The sequence below is a fragment of the Cysteiniphilum marinum genome (genome assembly GCF_014857925.1).
GTDB lineage: Bacteria > Pseudomonadota > Gammaproteobacteria > Francisellales > Francisellaceae > Caedibacter > Caedibacter marinus.
The window spans coordinates 1-20,186 of the sequence record NZ_JACYVZ010000033.1 but is presented as its reverse complement, the minus strand read 5'-3'; the positions used below and the strand labels follow the sequence as shown (position 1 = coordinate 20,186).

Below are 20,186 nucleotides of genomic sequence, written 5' to 3'. Positions count from 1 at the left end.
TGCTTTCAATACTAAAAGTGACCAAAAGCAAGAAATATAAAGAGATCCCAATGCTTAAAGCAGTTATGTATTGGAATAATTCTGGGTAAGGACAGTTTTCACTAAAAGTTCTTACTACGGCTCAGTATTGTCAGCGGCAGTTAAAGTCAGGGAAGGAGGTTGTTTTTCAATCGAATGAATATGATGCTTGGAAGTAAGTTATTTTTGGGGTGTCATTGCTAGATATTTATATTTCTGTGTTGTGGTGAGTATGTTATAATTCGCTCCAGTTTTTAGAATATTTGAAGCGTTTATATCCTTATGACCACACAATTTGCCAATGAAGTTTTTCCGGTTAATATCGAGCAAGAATTAAAGCAATCATACCTTGATTACGCGATGAGCGTCATTGTTGGACGTGCGCTTCCTGATGTGCGTGATGGCTTAAAGCCTGTGCATCGACGCGTTCTTTTTGCGATGAAAGAGCTAGGCAATGACTTTAATAAGCCTTATAAAAAATCAGCACGTGTTGTGGGGGACGTGATTGGTAAATATCACCCGCATGGTGATACGGCAGTTTATGACACGATTGTGCGTATGGCGCAGCCGTTTTCATTACGTTATATGCTGGTTGATGGTCAAGGTAACTTTGGTTCAGTTGATGGTGACTCGCCGGCAGCAATGCGTTATACCGAAGTGCGCATGTCAAAGATGGCGCATTCATTGCTAATCGATATCGATAAAGAAACGGTTAACTTCTCGCCAAACTATGATGAAACCGAGATGATTCCGGATGTATTGCCAACGCGCATACCTAACCTGCTGGTTAATGGTTCATCGGGTATTGCGGTGGGGATGGCAACAAATATTCCGCCACATAATTTAAATGAAGTCATTGATGGTGTGATTGCACTCATTGAAAACCCTGATTTAAGCATTGACGAATTGATGGAATATATTCCAGGACCTGATTTCCCAACGGGTGCCTATATCAATGGTCGCGCTGGGATTGTTGATGCATATAAGACGGGCAGAGGACGCGTTATTATGCGTGCTAAAGCGTCAATTGAAACTGATAAGAAAACTGATCGTGAGCAGATTATAGTTACTGAAATCCCGTATCAGGTAAATAAAGCACGTTTGATTGAGAAAATTGCCGAGCTGGTTAAAGACAAAAAAATCGAAGGTATTTCTGAATTGCGTGACGAATCTGACAAAGACGGTATGCGTATCGTTATCGATGTTAAACGTGGCGAAGTGCCTGAAGTGCTATTAAATAATCTATATGCACAAACACAAATGCAGTTAAGCTTTGGTGTTAATATGGTTGCTTTGGTTGATAGTCAGCCGAAGTTACTAAATTTAAAAGAAGTGATTGAAGCGTTTATTCGTCATCGTAAAGAAGTGGTAACACGACGCACGATTTTTGAACTGCGTAAAGCGCGCGAGCGTGCGCATCTTTTGGAAGGTTTAGCGATTGCTTTATCAAATATTGATGAAATGATTGCATTGATTAAAGCGTCTAAAACACCGGCTGAAGCCAAAGAAGCGCTGTTATCCCGTTCATGGTCTGGTAAGCTCGTCGGACAAATGCTTGAAGGGGTTGATCAAGCGCTTTATCGCATTGATGGCTTGGCATCGCATTACGGTTTACACAATGATGAATATTTCCTATCACAAGCGCAGGTTGATGCGATTTTAGAGCTTCGTTTACACCGTTTGACAGGTTTAGAGCAAGATAAGATTCTTGATGAATTCAAAGCGTTGCTTCTACGCATCGAAGCGTTGATTGCAATTTTAAAAGATATTAAACGCTTGCTTGAAGTGATTTGTGAAGAACTGCAAGAAGTGAAAGCACAGTTTGGTGATGCTCGTCGCTCGGAGATTATTGCTTCTCAGCTTGATTTAGGTTACGAAGATTTAATTACTGAAGAATCGATGGTGGTGACACTTTCATATGATGGTTATGTCAAAGCGCAGCCATTGAAAGATTATAATGCACAAAAACGTGGCGGGCGCGGTAAGTCCTCAACACAAATGAAATCAGAGGACTTTGTTTATAAACTGCAAATTGCATCAACACATGACACTATGCTGTGCTTCTCAAGTGCGGGCAAAATTTACTGGAGCAAAGTCTATGAATTCCCGCAAGCAGGGCGTGCCGCGAAAGGTAAACCTATCAATAATGTCTTGCCACTTGAGCAAGGTGAGCGTATTACGGCAATGCTTGCGATCTCTGAGTACACAGAAGGTTGGAACGTCTTTATGGCGACTAAGCAAGCAACCGTTAAAAAGGTCGATTTAACCGCCTTCTCACGTCCACGTAAGGGCGGTATTTATGCCTTAACCCTTGATGAGGGTGATGAGTTGTTACATGTGCATTTAACTAATGGTCAACAAGAGATTATGATGTTCTCAGATGCCGGTAAAGCAATTCGTTTTAATGAAGAAGATGTGCGCGCAATGGGTAGAACAGCACGTGGTGTTAGAGGCATGCGTATTCAGGAGGATCAACACATTGTTGGCGTGATTGTTACTGATCCAGATCAGGGTGTTGTGTTAACAGCGACTGAGAATGGCTATGGTAAACGCACACCAGTTGCTGAATATCGTAAAACAGCACGTGGTTCTCAGGGGGTCATTTCAATCTCGACATCAGATCGTAATGGTCGTGTCGTTGCAGCCGGACTTGTTGAGGAAACAGATGATATTATGCTTATGACCGATCAAGGTGTGCTTATTAGAACGCGTGTATCTGAGGTGCGTGAAACAGGTCGTTCAGCGCAAGGTGTTAAGTTGATTAATTTAAAAATAGATGAAAAATTGGTATCAGTGCAAGTCGTGGGCGAGGATGAGTCTGAAGAAGATCTTGATGGTGAAATGCTAGAAAATGAAGCAGAAGACGCATCAATAGCAGATGATGACTCAGTGCAAGGTGAACAGGATAACGAAGATGGCAGCGAAGTGGAGTAATCCGTGAAAGTCATCACAATTTTGGGGGCGACAGGATCAATTGGTGTTAATACGCTAGAGATTATTCGCGATAACCCTGCTGATTTTAAAATTTATGCATTGACTGCACATCGTAATATCGAGCTGTTATATCAGCAATGTCTTGAATTTACGCCACATTATGCCGTGGTTGCAGATGAAAGCTTAGCAAATAAGCTGAGCAATGATCTTAAAGCTTCAGGTTGTCAGACGATAGTGCTGTATGGTAAAGAGGCGCTTGTTTCTGTCGCAAGTGCTGATGAAGTTGATATGGTTATGGCTGCTATTGTTGGTATTGCAGGATTGGCACCAACGTTTGCAGCTGTTAATAAAGGCAAAACCATTTTATTGGCTAATAAAGAAGCATTGGTCACTGCAGGTGAGATTTTCATGCGTGCAGCAAAACAATCTGGTGCAATGATCTTACCTGTCGATAGTGAGCACAACGCAATTTTTCAATGTTTGCCTGATCAAGATAAGCATTATGATCAACAGGCAATCTCTAGAATTATCCTAACGGCCTCAGGCGGTCCTTTTCGCGAAAAGTCATTGGATGAGCTTAAAGGTATTACGCCCGATGAGGCGTGCGCACATCCTAATTGGCAGATGGGGCGCAAGATATCCGTTGATTCGTCGACGATGATGAATAAAGCGTTAGAGATTATTGAGGCTTATTGGTTATTTCAAGTGCCTATTGAAAAAATTGAAGTGCTGATTCACCCACAAAGCATTGTGCATTCTATGGTGGAGTATCACGATGGGAGTTTTATCGCGCAGATGGGAACACCGGATATGAAAACGCCGATTGGTTATGCGATGTATTATCCACAAAGGCACAAAATCAATGTGCCAAAGCTTGATTTTACTGCTAAACCATTAAGTTTTAATGCATTGGATGGGCAGCGTTTCGCACTCATTCCATTGGTGTGTGATATGATAAAGCGTCAAGATTATGCTGCAACAATTGTGTTAAATGCTACCAATGAAGTGCTTGTTGAGGCTTTTTTGGCGGAAAAAATACAATATTTGGAAATAATCGAGTATATTGAACGGGTTTTGCAGACGATAAAATTGAATAAACCGGAAACCATTGATGATGTTGTCGCTATTGATTTGCAGGCGCGTAAACATGTTTCGGTGCTTTTAAATACAAAGAAAGATTGAATAAAATAATTTAAATGAAGGAAGATTAGCTTGAGCTTGTCATTGAAAAAAACATTGTTACTTACGCTTTTAGGCGTGGCACCTTTTACTGGTGCCTACGCACAAAATAGCTTTATTGCTAAAAGTATAAAAGTTGAAGGTTTGGAGCGTATCTCAAAAGAAACTGTACTGAATGATTTAGGTATTCATACAGGTGAAAAGGTAGACGCAGCAGAAACTAATGAGGCAATCAAGTCGCTTTATAGTAGTGGTTTTTTCAAAAATGTACAGCTATATCAAGATGGTAACAGCCTGATTGTGAAGGTGTCAGAGCGCCCAGCCATCAGTGCGGTTGATTTTGATGGTAATGATAAGATCAAAAACGATGACATGAAAAAAGTCTTGCGTGAAGCAGGGCTTGATGTTGGTAATATTGCTAATCCTGAGATACTATTTCAGGTCAAGCAGTCGTTGTTGATGCAATATGCGTTGATGGGTTATTACTCAACAACAGTTGATATACAAGAGATTAAAGAAGCGCGTAATCGTGTGGCAATCAAGATTAATATTGCTGAAGGCAAAACCGCAACCGTGCGTCGCATTAATGTGATTGGTAATAAAGCATTCTCGCAAAGTGAGCTTCTTGATAATATCACCTTTAAAACGCCGTCAATTTGGAATTTATGGGGGTTGTTTACCTCAAAGGCGGATTACTCGCCAACCAATATGCAGTCCTCAACTGAGGATCTGAATAATTACTATATGAATAATGGTTACTTGGATTTTAAAGTGACATCACACCAAGCCTCGCTATCACCAAATAAAGAAAATGCATTTATCGCCTTTGATGTCAGTGAAGGTGAAGTGTACAAAGTCTCTAAAGTATCATTAGAAGGTAAATTTGTTATTGCGAAAGCCGATCTTGAGAAGCTTATTAGTTTTAAAGCAGGAGACACATTCTCACGCCAAAAAGTACTAGATAGTGCTAAGGCAATTACGCAAGCGCTGGGGAACAAAGGTTATGCCTTTGCCAATGTTAATCCAGTACCTAATGTTGATAAAGATAATAAGACAGTAGCATTAACTTTCTATATCGATCCTGGTAAAAAAGTCTATATTAATCAGATTAATTTCCTAGGGAATAATGTCACTAATGACTACGTCTATCGTCGACAGATGCAATATTTTGAATCAGGTGTTTATAATCAATCGATGATTGATCAATCGAAGATTAAGTTACAAAGAATGCCATTTGTCCAAGATGTAACGGTTAAAAAAGTCCCAGTCCCTGGCTCGGATGATTTGGTTAACATGGATTATGACATTAAAGAAAGAAGTGCCAATACAGTCAGTGCAAGTATTGGTTATTCACAACTATATAACTTTATGATTGGTGGTAACCTATCACTACCAAATATTCAAGGTACGGGGAATCAGTTTTCTATTGGCGCGAATTTATCAAGTGTTTATCAAAGCTTGAATATGTCGTATACCGATCCGTATTTTACCCAATCAGGCATAAGTCAAACGATTAGTACCTATTTGTCACGTACGGATTATGATGATACCTCAATTGCGAGCTATCGCTTGAATCAATATGGTGCGAATTTAGGTTATAGTATTCCAACATCAGCATTTGACTCGATTAGTGTCGGCGGTGGCGTTGATCACACACAAGTATTGCAACCAAGTGGTGGTACATCGAGTATTTTAGAGTGGTTTGTTAATCAAAATGGCGGTCAAACCTCGTTTAATACATTTACTGTTAATTTGGGTTGGAATCATAATTCAACGAATCGCGCGTTCTTCCCGACAGAAGGGACAACTTTAGGTTTAAATGGTACTGTATCAGTGCCAGGAATTAGTGATCTGCAGTGGTATAAAGTCACAGGATCTGCCGGATTCTTCCATCCGATTGTTGGCGATGTCACACTTTCTGTTAAAGGTGGACTTGGTTATGGTAATGGCTATGGAAGCACCGAGTACTTACCATTCTTCCAGAATTTCTATGGCGGAGGCTGGGGCTCGGTTCGTGGTTTCTCTCAAGGGGGTATGGGGCCTTCTGATACCTATACACCAAACGGTACGCCACCGCAGCCAGAGCAAGGTAATGCTATTGGTGGTAATTTAAATGTGTATACGAATATGGATATTTTGTTCCCAATCCCAGGCTTAAAAGATAGTCGCAATATGCGTCTGGGTGTGTTCTTTGATGCGGGTAATGTTTATAACACTTACAATATTCCAACGTATAATTCAGGTACAAATAGCGGTGTCATTTGGCCAGGAACGGCCGGTGATAAGTCGCCAACATTCTCAAACCTACGTTATTCAGTGGGTGTTGAGTTCCAATGGTTGTCGCCTTTAGGTGCAATGGCATTTAGCTTGGCAAAACCATTAAATGCTAAACCAGGAGATTCAACGCAAGTATTCCAGTTCACACTGGGGCAAACGTTCTAACCCGTTAAGTTGAAAAGTATGATCAAGATTTCAAATTTAGTTAAATCTAAGGAGTAAATATGAAAAAATTAGCAATGATTGGTTTGGCGTCAATGGCTGTGACGAGTGCTGCCTTTGCTGCAGATGCAAGCAGCTTAAAAATTGGCTTAGTTAATCCGGTTGAGATTTATCAATCCGTGCCACAAGGTGAACAGAGTATTCAGGCATTACAAACGAAGTTAAAGCCAAAAGCGGATGAGTTGCAAAAACAGCAACAGAGTTTGGTAGAAAAAATGCAAACTTTGCAAACGAATGCACCAACGTTAACGAAATCTGATTTGGATAAGCAGCAAAAAGCATTAACTGATGAGCAGGATAAATTCAAACAACAAGCCATGGCATTTAAGCAAAGCGAGATGCAGCAAGAGCAAAAAATTGCTCAAGATTTCCAAGCAAGCTTTAATACTGCGGTTGAAGCTGTTGCTAAAGAAGGTAAGTATAGCCTAATCCTAAGCTCGCAAGCAGTAGCATACGCGGCACCTGATTTGAAAGTGGATGTAACTAGTCAAGTCGTAGCACAGATGAAAAAAGATAAAAAATAGAGAAATTCTTTGCCTTTCAAAGGAAAAGTTTGTAGACTTAGCGCGCATTTAATTTTAGATGTCTTTAAAGTATTCAACAAAATGAATCAGAAGCGTGTAAACTTAGATAATCGACTTTAAAAAAATTTTAGATGGCATTTAAGCGAGGTGAGATGTATGCCAGCAGTACGTGTAAGAGAAACAGAACCATTTGATGTTGCATTGCGCCGTTTCAAGCGTAGCTGTGAAAAAGCGGGAATCGTTTCTGAACTTCGTCGTAGAGAATTTTATGAGAAGCCAACATGGGAGCGCAAACGCAAAAAAGCAGCTGCAGTTAAGCGTTCAATGAAGCAGTCTATGCGTTCAACGCCAGCAGCAGCTCGCCGCTAGGAAGTAGAAGAAGTAAAAGATTGCAATAAACAGTTGGCCAGCTATGCTTTAACGGTGTAGTTGGCTTCTGTGTTTATGGCAATCAAAAAAACTATACATATACTTAGTTTAATAAATAAAACTGTTAGGATTTAGCAAATGTCTGAAATACGCGCACGTCTTGTTGAAGATATGAAAACCTCAATGAAAAATAAAGATAAAAATCGTTTATCAACGATCCGTATGGCGTTGGCGGCATTTAAGCAAAAAGAGGTTGATGAGCGTGTTGAGGTAACTGAGGATGATGTGATTAGTATCCTGACAAAAATGATCAAGCAACGCAAAGACTCTGCAGAGCAGTTTAAGCGCGCAGGCAGAGAAGAGCTTGCACAAAAAGAGCTTGATGAAATTGAAATTTTACAAGTTTACTTACCAAAACCATTATCAGAAGATGAGATTATTGAAATTATCCAACGTGCTATTTTAGAAGTTGGTGCTTCTTCAGTGAAAGATATGGGTAAGATTATGAGTGCGATAAAAGCAGAACTTAATGGTCGTGCTGATATGGGTAAAGTCGGTTCAATGATCAAATCACAATTATCGTAAACACTCGCCATGAAGGGGAATATTCCCGCTGATTTTATCCGTCAAGTCGTCGCATCGACTGATATTGTTGATGTTATTTCAAAATATGTCACGCTCAAAAAAACGGGCAAAAATTTCATGGCGTGCTGCCCATTTCATAATGAAAAAACGCCATCATTTTCAGTCAGTCCAGATAAGCAACTTTATCACTGCTTTGGCTGCCATGCCTCTGGTGATGTCATTGATTTTATTGCAGATTACAATAGCTTAAGTTTTATTGAGGCGGTTGAAGAGCTTGCGTTGATGCAAAATCTTGAGGTGCCTTATGATCAAAGTGGTAAAGATCAATCCAAAGATAAATTAACACAATCAATTTATGATGCCTTACAAGCGGCAAATAAATATTTTCAATGGTGTTTGCGCTTTGATGCCAATAAAGATGAAGTTATCGAGTATATTAAATCGCGAGAACTCTCAGCAAAAACAGCGAAGTATTTTCAAATGGGTTATGCGCCTAATCAATGGCAAGCATTGTATGATGTGTTGAAAAAGCAATTTTCATTGGATGTTTTGGATCAGGCAGGCTTAGTGATCCGTAAAGATAAGGGTGGAGCATATGATCGTTTTCGCGAGCGCTTGATGTTTCCGATACGTAATCGTAAAGGTTCAGTTGTGGGGTTTGGTGGGCGCGTGTTGCCTAATAAAGATGCCAATCCTAAATATCTTAACTCACCTGAAACGCCTGTGTTTTTTAAAAGTCATGAGCTATATGGCTTGTATGAGCTTAAAACTCAGCATAAAAATCCTGAGCATATCATGGTGGTTGAAGGCTATATGGATGTCATTGGCTTGCATCAACATGGTTATACCACAGCAGTTGCAACATTAGGAACTGCTTTATCAGCGTCGCACTTAAAGACATTGTTTCGTCACACCTCAGAGATTATTTTGTGCTTTGATGGCGATACCGCTGGGCAAAATGCTGCTTTAAGAGCATTTGAGATGGTGTTGCCTGTGCTGGATGAGCATAAAAAAGCACGATTTTTGCTATTGCCGAAAGAGCATGACCCAGATTCATATATCAAAGAGATGAGGCTAGAAGGTTTTAATAATGCCTTAAAAGAGGCCTTAAGTGCAGCCGATTTCTTTATCCAAAATCTATTAGGTAAATATGATTTAAACAGCGCAGATAGTCTGGCGCAATTGATTGAAGAGGCAAAGCGAGTATTAAAAGCCATTCCTGAAAGTGCCTATACGCTGATGATTGTTGAGCAATTGGCGAAAGCAACTCATGTGTCTTCGTTGCAGTTGCAACGGATGATCAAACAAAAAGCGCATGATACAAAACAAAATGATAGCAACATGCAGCTAAAACGTTGGCAGTTAAACGTTAATAAGCTGAGCTTGGTTGAAAAAGCATTAGCATATTTGTTAAGTATGCCAACAGAGGTGCATGATGCGCTGAATGCGCAACCGGCAATAGAATTTGAATGTGTAACAGAACAGCACTTTATTTTGCTTGATGCTTTGAAAGTAATCAGGCAAAATAGCGGGCTGTCTTCTGCTGTGCTTGTGCAAATGCTTGTTGAAAAATATCCGCAATTTAAGGCGTATTTCTATCAGCTATTGCAAGCACAAAGCGAGCTTGATGCAGTGCAGCTTATTGATGAATTAATGGCGATGTTAGATAAGATAATGAAGCAGGCATGTCAAAACGAATTAGAACACCTGATATTAAAAGCAAAAACATCTATCTTAACAGCGACAGAAAAACAAAGAATGCAAGCAATTTTATACAAAGTAGAAAAAATATAGCTACACTTGATTTATGTTGCTAAATCGCCAAAGGGGTAAGCGTATTGGATGTGATCATCGATGTGATTTGGACGTTGATAGGTCGCTTTTCATGCGCGCGCTTAGCGATGTAAATAACTGAAGTTACGCATTTTAGAAAAAGCTATGACTTTAAAAACACTCCGTCAGCCTGCGGCTGCCACCCTCCTGTGAAGGAGGGGAATTGGGCAAAGGTTGATTTTACATCCCCCTTCTTGTGAAGAGGGGTGCCTAGCTTGCGAGGCGGGGTGTTGAAAGAGAGAAAGTGCATAATTTCAGTAAATAAGTAGTTAAGAAACTTAAGAAGTGAGATTTTAATGTCAGATCAAACAAAAGAACAACAACTCTCAAGAATCAAAGAGTTACTAGCGTTAGGACGCGAGCAAGGCTATTTGACCTATGCTGATGTTAATGATTATTTGCCAGATGAAATTACCGATCCTGAGCGTATTGAAGAAGTAATTCAGATGATCAATGATGTCGGTGTCAAGGTATTTGAATCAGCGCCTGATGCGGAAGATTTGTTATTGCTTGAAGCTGAGTCAGAGAACACATCAGATGATGACGCGGTGCAAGCTTTATCTTCTGATGGTGATTTTGGGCGCACTACCGACCCTGTTAGAATGTATATGCGTGAGATGGGTGCGGTTGATCTGTTAACACGCTCAGGTGAAATCGAAATTGCTAAACGGATTGAACATGGTACTAAAGAGGTGCTTAATGCATTATCCGAATATCCTTATGTCATTAAGTCGTTATTAGGGCGCTATCAGGATTTAACAGATGCAGCACGTGAAGAGCATATGCAACTTGAGGATGAGGAAAGAGAAGAAACACCATTATATAAGTTTATTAAATTCTCTGATTTAATCTCTGGTTTTAATGAGGGTGATGAAATTGATGCCTCAGGTACAGATGTTGGATCAATGCTTGATAATCCAGAAGAAACGTTAGAAGAAAATCAAACAGAAGAAAGTAGTTCTGATGATGACGAGGAATCAAGTGGTGGGACGGTAGACACTGCGGAAGATACAGGACCTGACCCTGAGGTGGCAGCGCAAAAATTTGCCGAGATTGAAGCTAAATTTAATTACTTACTAGATCAAGAGGTAGGTAGCAAGGCATATATTAATGCGGCTAGCGAAGTGTCTGCATTGTTCTTAAGCATGCGTTATACCAGTGCACAGCTGAACCGCATGATTAACTCAATTCGAGGTTTGGTAACTGAAATTCGCGGGCATGATCGCAAAATTATGCGTTTATGTATCGAAAAAGGCAAAATGCCGAAGCAGTATTTTGTATCGCGTTTTCAAGGACGTGAAACGGATACCAATTGGCTAGATAGTTGTATTGATAAGCATCCAGATCTTGTCAATGTGCTTGAAGATGCTAAAGCAATTCAGGTGAAACTAGGATTAATTGAAGATCGCGCGGATATGTCAATTTATGATTTGCGTGAAGCGAGCAAACGCATTTCAGTAGGTGAAGCAAAAGCCCGACGTGCAAAGAAAGAGATGATTGAGGCAAACTTGCGCTTGGTGATTTCGATTGCTAAGAAATACACCAACAGAGGACTACAGTTCTTGGATCTAATTCAAGAGGGTAATATTGGTTTGATGAAAGCGGTTGATAAATTTGAATATCGTCGTGGTTATAAGTTTTCAACCTATGCAACGTGGTGGATTCGCCAAGCAATTACCCGTTCAATCGCCGATCAGGCGCGCACGATTCGTATTCCTGTGCATATGATTGAGACAATTAATAAGCTGAATCGTATCTCGCGTCAGATCTTACAAGAAACAGGTAAAGAGGCCACACCTGAGGAATTAAGCCAACATATTGATATGTCGGAAGATAAGATTCGTAGAATTATGAAGATTGCCAAAGAGCCGATCTCGATGGAAACGCCAATTGGTGATGATGAGGATTCTAACTTAGGTGACTTTATTGAGGATTCAGTATCTGATTCACCAGTGGATAGTGCGACAAGTGAGAGTTTGCGTGAAGTAACTAAAGATATTCTAAGCACACTAACTGAACGTGAAGCAAAAGTATTACGTATGCGCTTTGGCATTGATATGAACACTGATCACACTTTAGAGGAAGTTGGTAAGCAATTTGATGTGACACGTGAGCGTATTCGTCAGATTGAAGCAAAGGCACTGCGTAAGTTAAGACACCCATCGCGATCAGAAACGTTAAAGAGTTTCTTATCTGAATCATCATAAGTTTTGCTTTTGATTTTTGGCTAATGCTATTTATTTGCGTATCAAAGGAGTTATAAAAATGGATATGATTAAGCTTAAATATGCAAGTATTGCCACTTTGTTAGCGTTAGGGTTAACAGGGTGTGCTAGTCGTTGTATTACAATTCCTGCCAATGCAACATCTGCAGAGAGTTTTGGTTCTGGCTTTGGTCAGCTAAAAGCCATGCAACCAGTAGTACGAACATCAGCAGGTGATACGATTCAAGGGCAAGTGTTGGTGCAAAACAAAAAATCAGCAACTCAAAACTTCCAGTATCAAGTGCAATGGCTAGATAAAAGCGGCTTTAATGTTGGTCAGCCACAACCGTGGACGCCAGTAGAGGTTTATGGTGATTTGCAAAAGATGATTACCTTTAGCGCACCAACGCCAGATGCCACAAGCTATAATGTTTCTTTTTGTCGAGTGTAGAGTATTACCCCTTTTGTTCATTCCACATAAATGTTACATTAATTCCCGTGTTTTAAATCTTACATATTTATCTATTCGAGGAAGTTTATGAGCAATAAAGAACAAGCATTAAATTCAGCGTTATCACAAATTGAAAGACAATTTGGTAAAGGCTCCATTATGCGTATGGGTGATACTGATTTGGCTAAAGATATCGAAGTAATTTCCACAGGGTCCATTGGTTTAGATATCGCTTTAGGGGTTGGCGGTTTACCAAAAGGTCGTGTTGTTGAAATCTATGGCGCGGAATCTTCAGGTAAAACAACGTTAACATTACAAGCGATTGCACAGTGTCAAAAAAATGGCGGAACAGCTGCTTTTATTGATGCTGAGCATGCGCTTGATCCAGTTTATGCCGAAGCTTTGGGCGTTGACCTTAAAAGCCTAATCGTGTCACAGCCCGATACAGGTGAGCAAGCGCTTGAGATTACCGATATGTTGGTACGTTCAGGTGGTGTTGATATTGTTGTTGTTGACTCAGTTGCTGCCTTGACGCCAAAAGCTGAGATTGAAGGTGAAATGGGTGATTCACATATGGGCTTACAAGCGCGCTTAATGTCACAAGCCTTACGTAAATTAACAGCCAATATCAAGCGCTCTAATACATTGGTGGTATTTATTAACCAGATTCGTATGAAGATTGGTGTAATGTTTGGCAATCCTGAGACAACCACAGGTGGTAATGCACTGAAGTTTTACTCGTCAGTGCGTTTAGAGATTCGTCGTGGTAGCCCGATTAAGAAGGGGGATGAAATCTTAGGTAATGAGACTAAGGTTAAAGTCGTTAAAAATAAAGTCTCACCACCATTTAAGCAGGCAGAGTTTGATATCCTCTATGGTGAAGGGACATCTCTTGAAGGAGAGTTGATTGATCTAGGGGTGAAGTATAACCTCGTCGATAAAGCCGGTGCTTGGTATAGCTACAACGGTGATCGAATCGGGCAAGGCAAGGATAATGTGCGTGTATACTTGAAAGAAAACCCACAGGTTAAAGAGAATTTGCATGAAGCATTAATGACCGCGTTATTACCGAATGCGGCAAAGGATAAATCAGTATCAAGCGATGCCGAAGAATAATAACGAACGCGATTACCTTTTCTATTTGTTATCCAAACAAGAGTATTCCTATGCACAACTAAAGCAAAAATTAGTTCAACGTAACCATATTTCATTGACTGAGATTGAAAGCTTATTACAAGAATTCGTCGATAATAATTGGCAGTCAGATGAGCGTTGTGCCGAGCTTATGATTAAAAGTGCTTTATACAAGCATTATGGATTATTGAGGATTAAACAAAAGATTATTTATGAAAAAGGTATAGATGTTTCTATTTTTGAAAAGGTACTTAACGCGTTGGATATTGATTGGTTTGAACAAGCACAATTATGTTATGAAAAAAAATATCACGATAAAGCGCAAGATCTAAAAGAGAAACAAAAACGCTTGCAATATCTGCAACGCCAAGGTCATAGCTTAAGCATGGCGTTGGAGATTGTTTCAAGTTGATGAACAGAGTCGTTGGCTGTAGATAGCAATGCATCTCAAGAATGAGTTGAGTTTTAATTATATCCCTCACCCGTGCAGATCATTTACACATCATTGCATAGTGGTTCATGACAAGACAAAAACTCAAGCATTTTATTTGTCAAGTTTATCAAAAATCTTTAACATGCTACTGTAATTAGCAAAGTGAGGAATTTCAGTGAACCATAACATTGTTATCTTAGGTAGCCAGTGGGGTGATGAAGGTAAGGGTAAAGTCGTGGACTTTTTGACAGATAAAGCCGATGCCGTGGTACGGTTTCAAGGTGGTCATAATGCCGGGCATACCTTGGTCATTAATGGTGAGGTAACTAAGCTGCGCCTTATTCCATCTGGCATCTTGCATGATGGCGTTAAAAGTTTTATTGGCAATGGTGTCGTGGTGTCATTAGAAGCTTTACATGCTGAAATGGATGAGCTATTGGCACGTAATGTGCCAGTGTTTGATCGCTTGCGTATTAGTGAAGCATGCCCTTTAGTATTGCCTGTGCACGTTGCCTTAGATGAAGCGCGTGAAGCGGCATTAGGAGAGCACAAGATTGGTACAACAAAGCGTGGCATAGGTCCCGCGTATGAAGATAAAATTGCGCGTCGTGCGATTCGTATAGGGGATCTAGCGCACCCTGAGAAATTAAAGGCAAAACTTACTAATCTATTAGATCTACATAATTTCACTTTACAAAATTATTACAAAGTAGATATTCATTTTGATTTAGAAGAAACTTATGCATCATTATTAGATTATGCAAAAACAATTTTGCCAATGATCACTGATGTATCAGCAGAGTTAAATGCCATTCGTCTCAACAAAGGTAAAATTATCTTTGAAGGCGCGCAAGGGACATTGCTTGATATCGATCATGGTACTTATCCATTTGTCACCTCATCAAATACAATCTCGGGTACGGTAGCTTCAGGAGCAGGCTTTGGTCCATGCTATATTGATGCGGTTGTCGGGATCACCAAAGCCTATACTACGCGTGTTGGTAGTGGCGCTTATCCCACTGAGTTGTTTGATGAAATTGGTGAGCACTTAGGTGTTAAAGGCTGTGAGTTTGGTACAGTCACAGGTCGTAAGCGTCGCACAGGATGGCTTGATTTGGTTGCATTGCGTCGTGCGATTGAGATTAATAGTATCACATCAATTTGTTTAACAAAGCTTGATGTTTTGGATGGTTTAAGAGAGGTAAAGGTTTGCGTGGCATATGAATTAGATGGTAAAGAGGTCTCCTATCCGCCGTATGATAATGCCGACTATGTGCGTTGCAAGCCAATTTACAAAACATTAAAAGGCTGGTCTGAAGAGACGTTTAAGCAAACAGACTATGATAAACTGCCTCAAGCAGCACGTGACTATGTCTCCTTTATCGAAAAAACGCTTAATGTACCGATTGATATTATTTCAACTGGTCCTGAGCGTAATCAGAATGTGATTGTGAAGAATATTTTCTAAAGTCTTCGCGATATTGCTATTTGCTGTTGTGCCCTGAGTGTAAGTCGAAGGGTGAATATGCAGTCAATAAACTTATGAAGGCTTTGACTTGTGCTCAGCTAATGTTAACTGCACCCTGAGCTTAAGCCAAAGGGCAGTTTCTAACTTGGTACACAGTTTAACATTTTTTATGACTCTAACTATGGTCCGAAATATGTGAAGTGTTATACCGATACGTAGTAAGCTCATAAAACGCTATTGCAACTTTGTTAAATTAGTATGCTATGAAATTCACTCTGTTAAAGCAATCTATATGCTTTAGCAACAATAAAAATTGTTGCTTATACTTTTATGTAATGGAAGTATTGAAAGTTAGAATCTTGGTAACTGTTCATTTTAATTCGATATACATATAAATATATAATATTTTTTATTAAAAATTTAATAAATACATTTTTAAATTAAATGTTTTTATTACCATGCATGCTCCTGAAATTGAACAGGCTAACAGAAATACAATCAAAGGAATTAATGGAGTTATTATGATGAAAAAAACAGCTGTTTTTATGGGGTTAACTAGTTTATTGTTTGGTATAACTTATGCTACCACCACAACTTATGGTAAGGGCAGCATCGATCTTTCTGGGACTATAAATAATCTGAATTGTAGCATTCAAGTTGGTGGTGGAAGTGTTATTAATGGTCTAATTAATTTTGGTACTAGCTACACATCGAGCTCCAAAGTTACAGCAGGAACTTCATTATCTTCAACAAAAATGTTTGATATCAATTTATTAGGCTGTAGTACGACCGTTGCAAGCGGAGTGCAGACAAAATTTACTTTTGCAGAGTATGGTAGCCATTCGACTTGGATTGCAAACACGCAATCAGGTGGCAACGATACAATCGGTTTTCAAATTATTGGTGCTGGTTCTAACGCAGTAGGGAGTGGTACTCCAGCAGACCCACTATCTATAATTAATCCAAATAAAGGACAAACGGTCGCAGAATCATTGCGTTATGGAGCACAATTAATTGCAGTTGTTGATGCCGGTGCAGGAGGACTTGGTACTGGTACAGCGAAGGCCCAAGTTAACTTTACTGTTACTTCATCTTAAGAGGAACGCCGATAACATCTATGTGATCAAAGCAGGATGCCACGGATTTACCTAGGTGTCTATTTATCCATCCATTACAGCTTAGTGTGAAAGATAATCTAACATTGAATGATGTTTTATGCGTTTTGAGGCGGCGCTAGTAAAAAGATCTTTATGGGGAGAATTTTAGTGAAGATTGGGTTCAATGGTAAATTATTGTGTTTACTTAGTATCTGTGCATTATTGCATTTTAGCTATGTCAATGGTGCAACTAAAAATCAGCTGAAAATCAATACCTCCTTTTTTAAAGATTTTTCTAGCACTGACGCACAATTTTTAGGTGACCTTTCCGTAGGGCAATATTTTTTAGATTTATTGGTTAATGGTAAGTATATCGGTAGCTATTATATAGTTAGTTCATTGTCAAAAAACAAAACAGTCCAAATCAAACTTCCATTAGAATTTATTAACCAAATTCATGCGAAACCTAAGTTTCTGAAGTTGTTAAAAAAATTAAATTACACCATTACAAAAGACAGTTTGCCCTATGTGAGTTATCATTATGATCAATTTAAACAAAATCTAAACTTAACAGTAGCTGATGGATATTTATATGATTCAGAAGCATCAGCTTATGCTGATCCTAAACAGTGGGAATTTGGTATTAGTGGCGGCGATATTACCTATGGTATAAGCTTAGCTTCACAAAAAACGCATGACATAAAAAATTATAGTTTTTTTAATTCAACCATTGCTAAATATAATTGGGGTAAATGGCAGTTTTATAGCCAGTTTAACAATGGTTTTTCTAAAAGCATTGGCAATGGATTCAACAAAAGCCAAAATACGCATAATATATCCTACCTCTATGCTAATACGATTCTGCCTAAACTCAAAAGTGAATTTATACTTGGTTATAATCAATTGCCTAGTCAGATTTTTGGTGGACTTTCATTTTACGGAGCAACTTTACAGAATGATATTAATATGCTGCCAACCTATCAACATACTTTCAAGCCAGAAATTACTGGAGTAGCTAACGGACCAATCACCTTAGAATTATATCAAAGAGGTCAGTTGATATACAAAAAAAAATTAAATCCAGGCCCGTATGCTATTCATGATTATAATACGATTGGAGCAGAGAGTATTACTCAAGTTATTACAGATGACAATGGTGTTAAAACAAGCACAAGTATACCTTATCAAATTGTTTCTAATGCACTGTATCCTGGTGTGTATCATTACACAATGAGTTTGGGATCAATCAAAGACCATCAAAAATTAACGCCTATATTTGCAGAAAGTGAGCTTGATTATGGACTAAATAACTACTTTACCCCTTACGGTGGCATTTTTTTAAATCAAGACTATCTGTCTCAATCTTTAGGCACAACAGTTAATTTGGGAAATATTGGTGGAATCTCATTACAAGAAATTCATGCGACCTTTAAATCAGCGTTAAATAATCATACCTACAATGGGTTTAGCTCACATATTACTTATTACAAGTCATTTAATGAAATCGGGTCATCCCTTAATATCGTTGGTTACATTTATGAATCTAAGCAATATATCTCATTACAAAATGCTATACAAGAGACAACCGATAGTTTACAACACACTAAAAATCAGTTGGAATTGAGTGTAAAACAATCTTTGTTCAATCGATTTAATTTAGATATTTCTACTACCTTTTCTAACAATTGGGATGGTTCTTCGCAAGCAACTGGAAGTTTACTACTCACTGGATCTATTGGACAAAATTTTAACTGGTCTTTGAACTATAACCAAAGTAAAATAATCTCAGGAATTGACTCAGGTTTGATAAATAAAAGTCTATCTTTGACATTCTCATGGCGCCTAAATGATCAGCACATGCTATCTAATACGACTACCTATGATAACAGTCAGGTAACATTTAACCCATCTTATAGTTATAGTAGTGAGACAGGCAAGTTCTCTGGAAATATTGGTGCTAGCATCTCTAAAGAAAAAGGCCAATCTGCCAACAATGAGCAAAATAAATCACTCAATGCTGGAGTTAGCTTTAATACGAATGTAACCTTTATCAACTTCAACGGTAGTCTTAGAAATGAAGATGAATACTCATTAGATGGTTCATTATCTGGAACGGTAGTTTATACACAACCAACAGGATTTATATTCACACAATCTCTAGGAAAAACATTTGCAATAGTCAATACTCAGAAGGTTTCTGGTGTTCACGTTGATTACAATAACTACACTAATGCAGAAGGTTACGGGATTTATGATGGTTTGCAACCCTATGAACATAATAGAATTCAGTTACATGAGGGGAAACACCAAAATGGTCGGCTTAAACGTTATCAAGCTAATGGTTCACCGGTGGAAGGTGCCATTTTATACCGCACATTTAAAAGTCAATTAGGTAACTCTTTATTTATTGATGTTAGTCAATATCCGAATGTTGATCATATTTATGATCAAAACGAGCATCTATCAGCAGAGTTTGTTTATAAAAGCCTTTATTATCTACCAATAGCTAAAAAAGGAGATACGATCGATCTCTATGATGAACATAATAAATTACTTGATGAAGTAAAACTGCAACCTTTCAAAGCAGACCAACAAATTACCTTAGTTAGAGAAAGCAAAAGAACCTAGCATAATGAAGTTAATATAACACAGTTTTTAGGAGGAGATAAATAATGAAATTAATTCAGGCAATAAAAGCAATCAGCTACTTTGGATTTATACTGTCAAGCAGCCTTGCTATATCGCATGTGACCCCTACTTTTACTCGATTGATATATCATGCGGAAGATAACTTTGCCAATGTCTATGTAAATAACAGTGACAAAAAACAAAGCTATGGTTTGGAAGCATGGACAGTATCAAGTAATCCATTAAAACCAGCTGAAATTGAAAAAGATTCGATGAATCATTTTTTTATTGTATCACCTAAATTCTCCATCGTGCCGCCAAAAAGTGATGAATTACCTCTTCGCGTGATTATATTGCCTAAAACTAGAGCGAAACTGCCAAAAGATCGAGAGACTTTATTTTATCTAGAATTTCAAGATGCTCCTCCTGAAACCATTCCAGGTCCATATAAAGCAAAGAAAAAACCAAACATAAGTGGGGGGATGCAAATTGCCATTCATTCACAAATTAAAATGATGTATCGACCTGAAGGTATCACACAGATATCTAACAATGAATTAAGTGGAAAAATAGTTGGTAAAATCAACGGAAAAGTAATGTTGATTGATAATCAGTCACATTATGTGGTTAATTCTTTAAAATTATTAAACAAAAAACCAGATATTCTTCCCAACTTCTTAAAAACAAAAAATATCCAAAAAAATATTGAACGACAATTATCTTTGCCGGTCGGCGACATTTATCTTTGCCGGTTTTGAGTAAATGAAATATGGTAACCAGCATAGTTAAATATCATTCACAAGATAACAAAAATTATGTCAGGCAAACAT

At 38.6% G+C, this 20,186-nt stretch carries 15 protein-coding genes; all 15 read left to right on the top strand.

The annotated features are described in order from the left end of the window. Positions 1 to 300 precede the first annotated feature (300 nt). The 15 genes from gyrA (at position 301) to IE867_RS11635 (ending at position 20,114) form a co-directional block, all read left to right on the top strand. Positions 301 to 2,952: a DNA gyrase subunit A gene (gyrA, locus tag IE867_RS11705; RefSeq protein WP_192484902.1), complete on the top strand. Its 2,652-nt coding sequence runs from the start codon at positions 301 to 303 to the stop codon at positions 2,950 to 2,952. Positions 2,953 to 2,955: 3 nt separating this feature from the next. Then, positions 2,956 to 4,134, top strand: coding sequence for a 1-deoxy-D-xylulose-5-phosphate reductoisomerase (gene ispC / locus IE867_RS11700; RefSeq protein WP_192484901.1), 1,179 nt, complete (start codon positions 2,956 to 2,958; stop codon positions 4,132 to 4,134). A 30-nt stretch (positions 4,135 to 4,164) separates the two neighbouring features. After that, on the top strand, positions 4,165 to 6,573 hold the full coding sequence (bamA, locus tag IE867_RS11695; protein WP_225630045.1) for an outer membrane protein assembly factor BamA: 2,409 nt from the start codon (positions 4,165 to 4,167) through the stop codon (positions 6,571 to 6,573). Positions 6,574 to 6,632: 59 nt separating this feature from the next. Further along, positions 6,633 to 7,154, top strand: coding sequence for an OmpH family outer membrane protein (locus tag IE867_RS11690; RefSeq protein WP_192484900.1), 522 nt, complete (start codon positions 6,633 to 6,635; stop codon positions 7,152 to 7,154). Positions 7,155 to 7,310: 156 nt separating this feature from the next. Next, positions 7,311 to 7,523 carry a 30S ribosomal protein S21 gene (gene rpsU, locus IE867_RS11685; protein ID WP_117002909.1) on the top strand — a complete coding sequence of 71 codons (213 nt, stop codon included), beginning with the start codon at positions 7,311 to 7,313 and terminating at the stop codon, positions 7,521 to 7,523. 138 nt (positions 7,524 to 7,661) lie between these two features. Then, entirely contained in the window at positions 7,662 to 8,108 is a 447-nt protein-coding gene (locus IE867_RS11680) for a GatB/YqeY domain-containing protein (RefSeq protein ID WP_192484899.1), read from the top strand. Between the two features lie 9 nt (positions 8,109 to 8,117). After that, positions 8,118 to 9,902 carry a DNA primase gene (dnaG, locus tag IE867_RS11675; RefSeq protein WP_192484898.1) on the top strand — a complete coding sequence of 595 codons (1,785 nt, stop codon included), beginning with the start codon at positions 8,118 to 8,120 and terminating at the stop codon, positions 9,900 to 9,902. A 335-nt stretch (positions 9,903 to 10,237) separates the two neighbouring features. After that, positions 10,238 to 12,148, top strand: coding sequence for an RNA polymerase sigma factor RpoD (gene rpoD, locus IE867_RS11670; RefSeq protein ID WP_192484897.1), 1,911 nt, complete (start codon positions 10,238 to 10,240; stop codon positions 12,146 to 12,148). Positions 12,149 to 12,206: 58 nt separating this feature from the next. Further along, positions 12,207 to 12,596 (top strand): DUF1425 domain-containing protein, encoded by a 390-nt coding sequence (locus IE867_RS11665; RefSeq protein WP_192484896.1) that lies wholly within the window; start codon positions 12,207 to 12,209, stop codon positions 12,594 to 12,596. 87 nt (positions 12,597 to 12,683) lie between these two features. Next, positions 12,684 to 13,712, top strand: coding sequence for a recombinase RecA (recA, locus tag IE867_RS11660; RefSeq protein ID WP_192484895.1), 1,029 nt, complete (start codon positions 12,684 to 12,686; stop codon positions 13,710 to 13,712). Then, positions 13,699 to 14,142, top strand: a complete 444-nt coding sequence (locus IE867_RS11655; protein ID WP_192484894.1) for a regulatory protein RecX — start codon at positions 13,699 to 13,701, stop codon at positions 14,140 to 14,142. The genes recA and IE867_RS11655 overlap by 14 nt, the downstream gene beginning before the upstream one ends. Positions 14,143 to 14,338: 196 nt before the next feature. Beyond that, positions 14,339 to 15,631: an adenylosuccinate synthase gene (locus IE867_RS11650; RefSeq protein ID WP_192484893.1), complete on the top strand. Its 1,293-nt coding sequence runs from the start codon at positions 14,339 to 14,341 to the stop codon at positions 15,629 to 15,631. A 521-nt stretch (positions 15,632 to 16,152) separates the two neighbouring features. Then, positions 16,153 to 16,728 (top strand): fimbrial protein, encoded by a 576-nt coding sequence (locus tag IE867_RS11645; RefSeq protein ID WP_192484892.1) that lies wholly within the window; start codon positions 16,153 to 16,155, stop codon positions 16,726 to 16,728. Positions 16,729 to 16,881: 153 nt separating this feature from the next. Beyond that, complete coding sequence (locus IE867_RS11640) at positions 16,882 to 19,356, top strand: fimbria/pilus outer membrane usher protein (RefSeq protein WP_192484891.1); 2,475 nt, start codon at positions 16,882 to 16,884, stop codon at positions 19,354 to 19,356. A 44-nt stretch (positions 19,357 to 19,400) separates the two neighbouring features. Beyond that, complete coding sequence (locus IE867_RS11635; protein ID WP_192484890.1) at positions 19,401 to 20,114, top strand: fimbrial biogenesis chaperone; 714 nt, start codon at positions 19,401 to 19,403, stop codon at positions 20,112 to 20,114. Positions 20,115 to 20,186 lie beyond the last annotated feature (72 nt).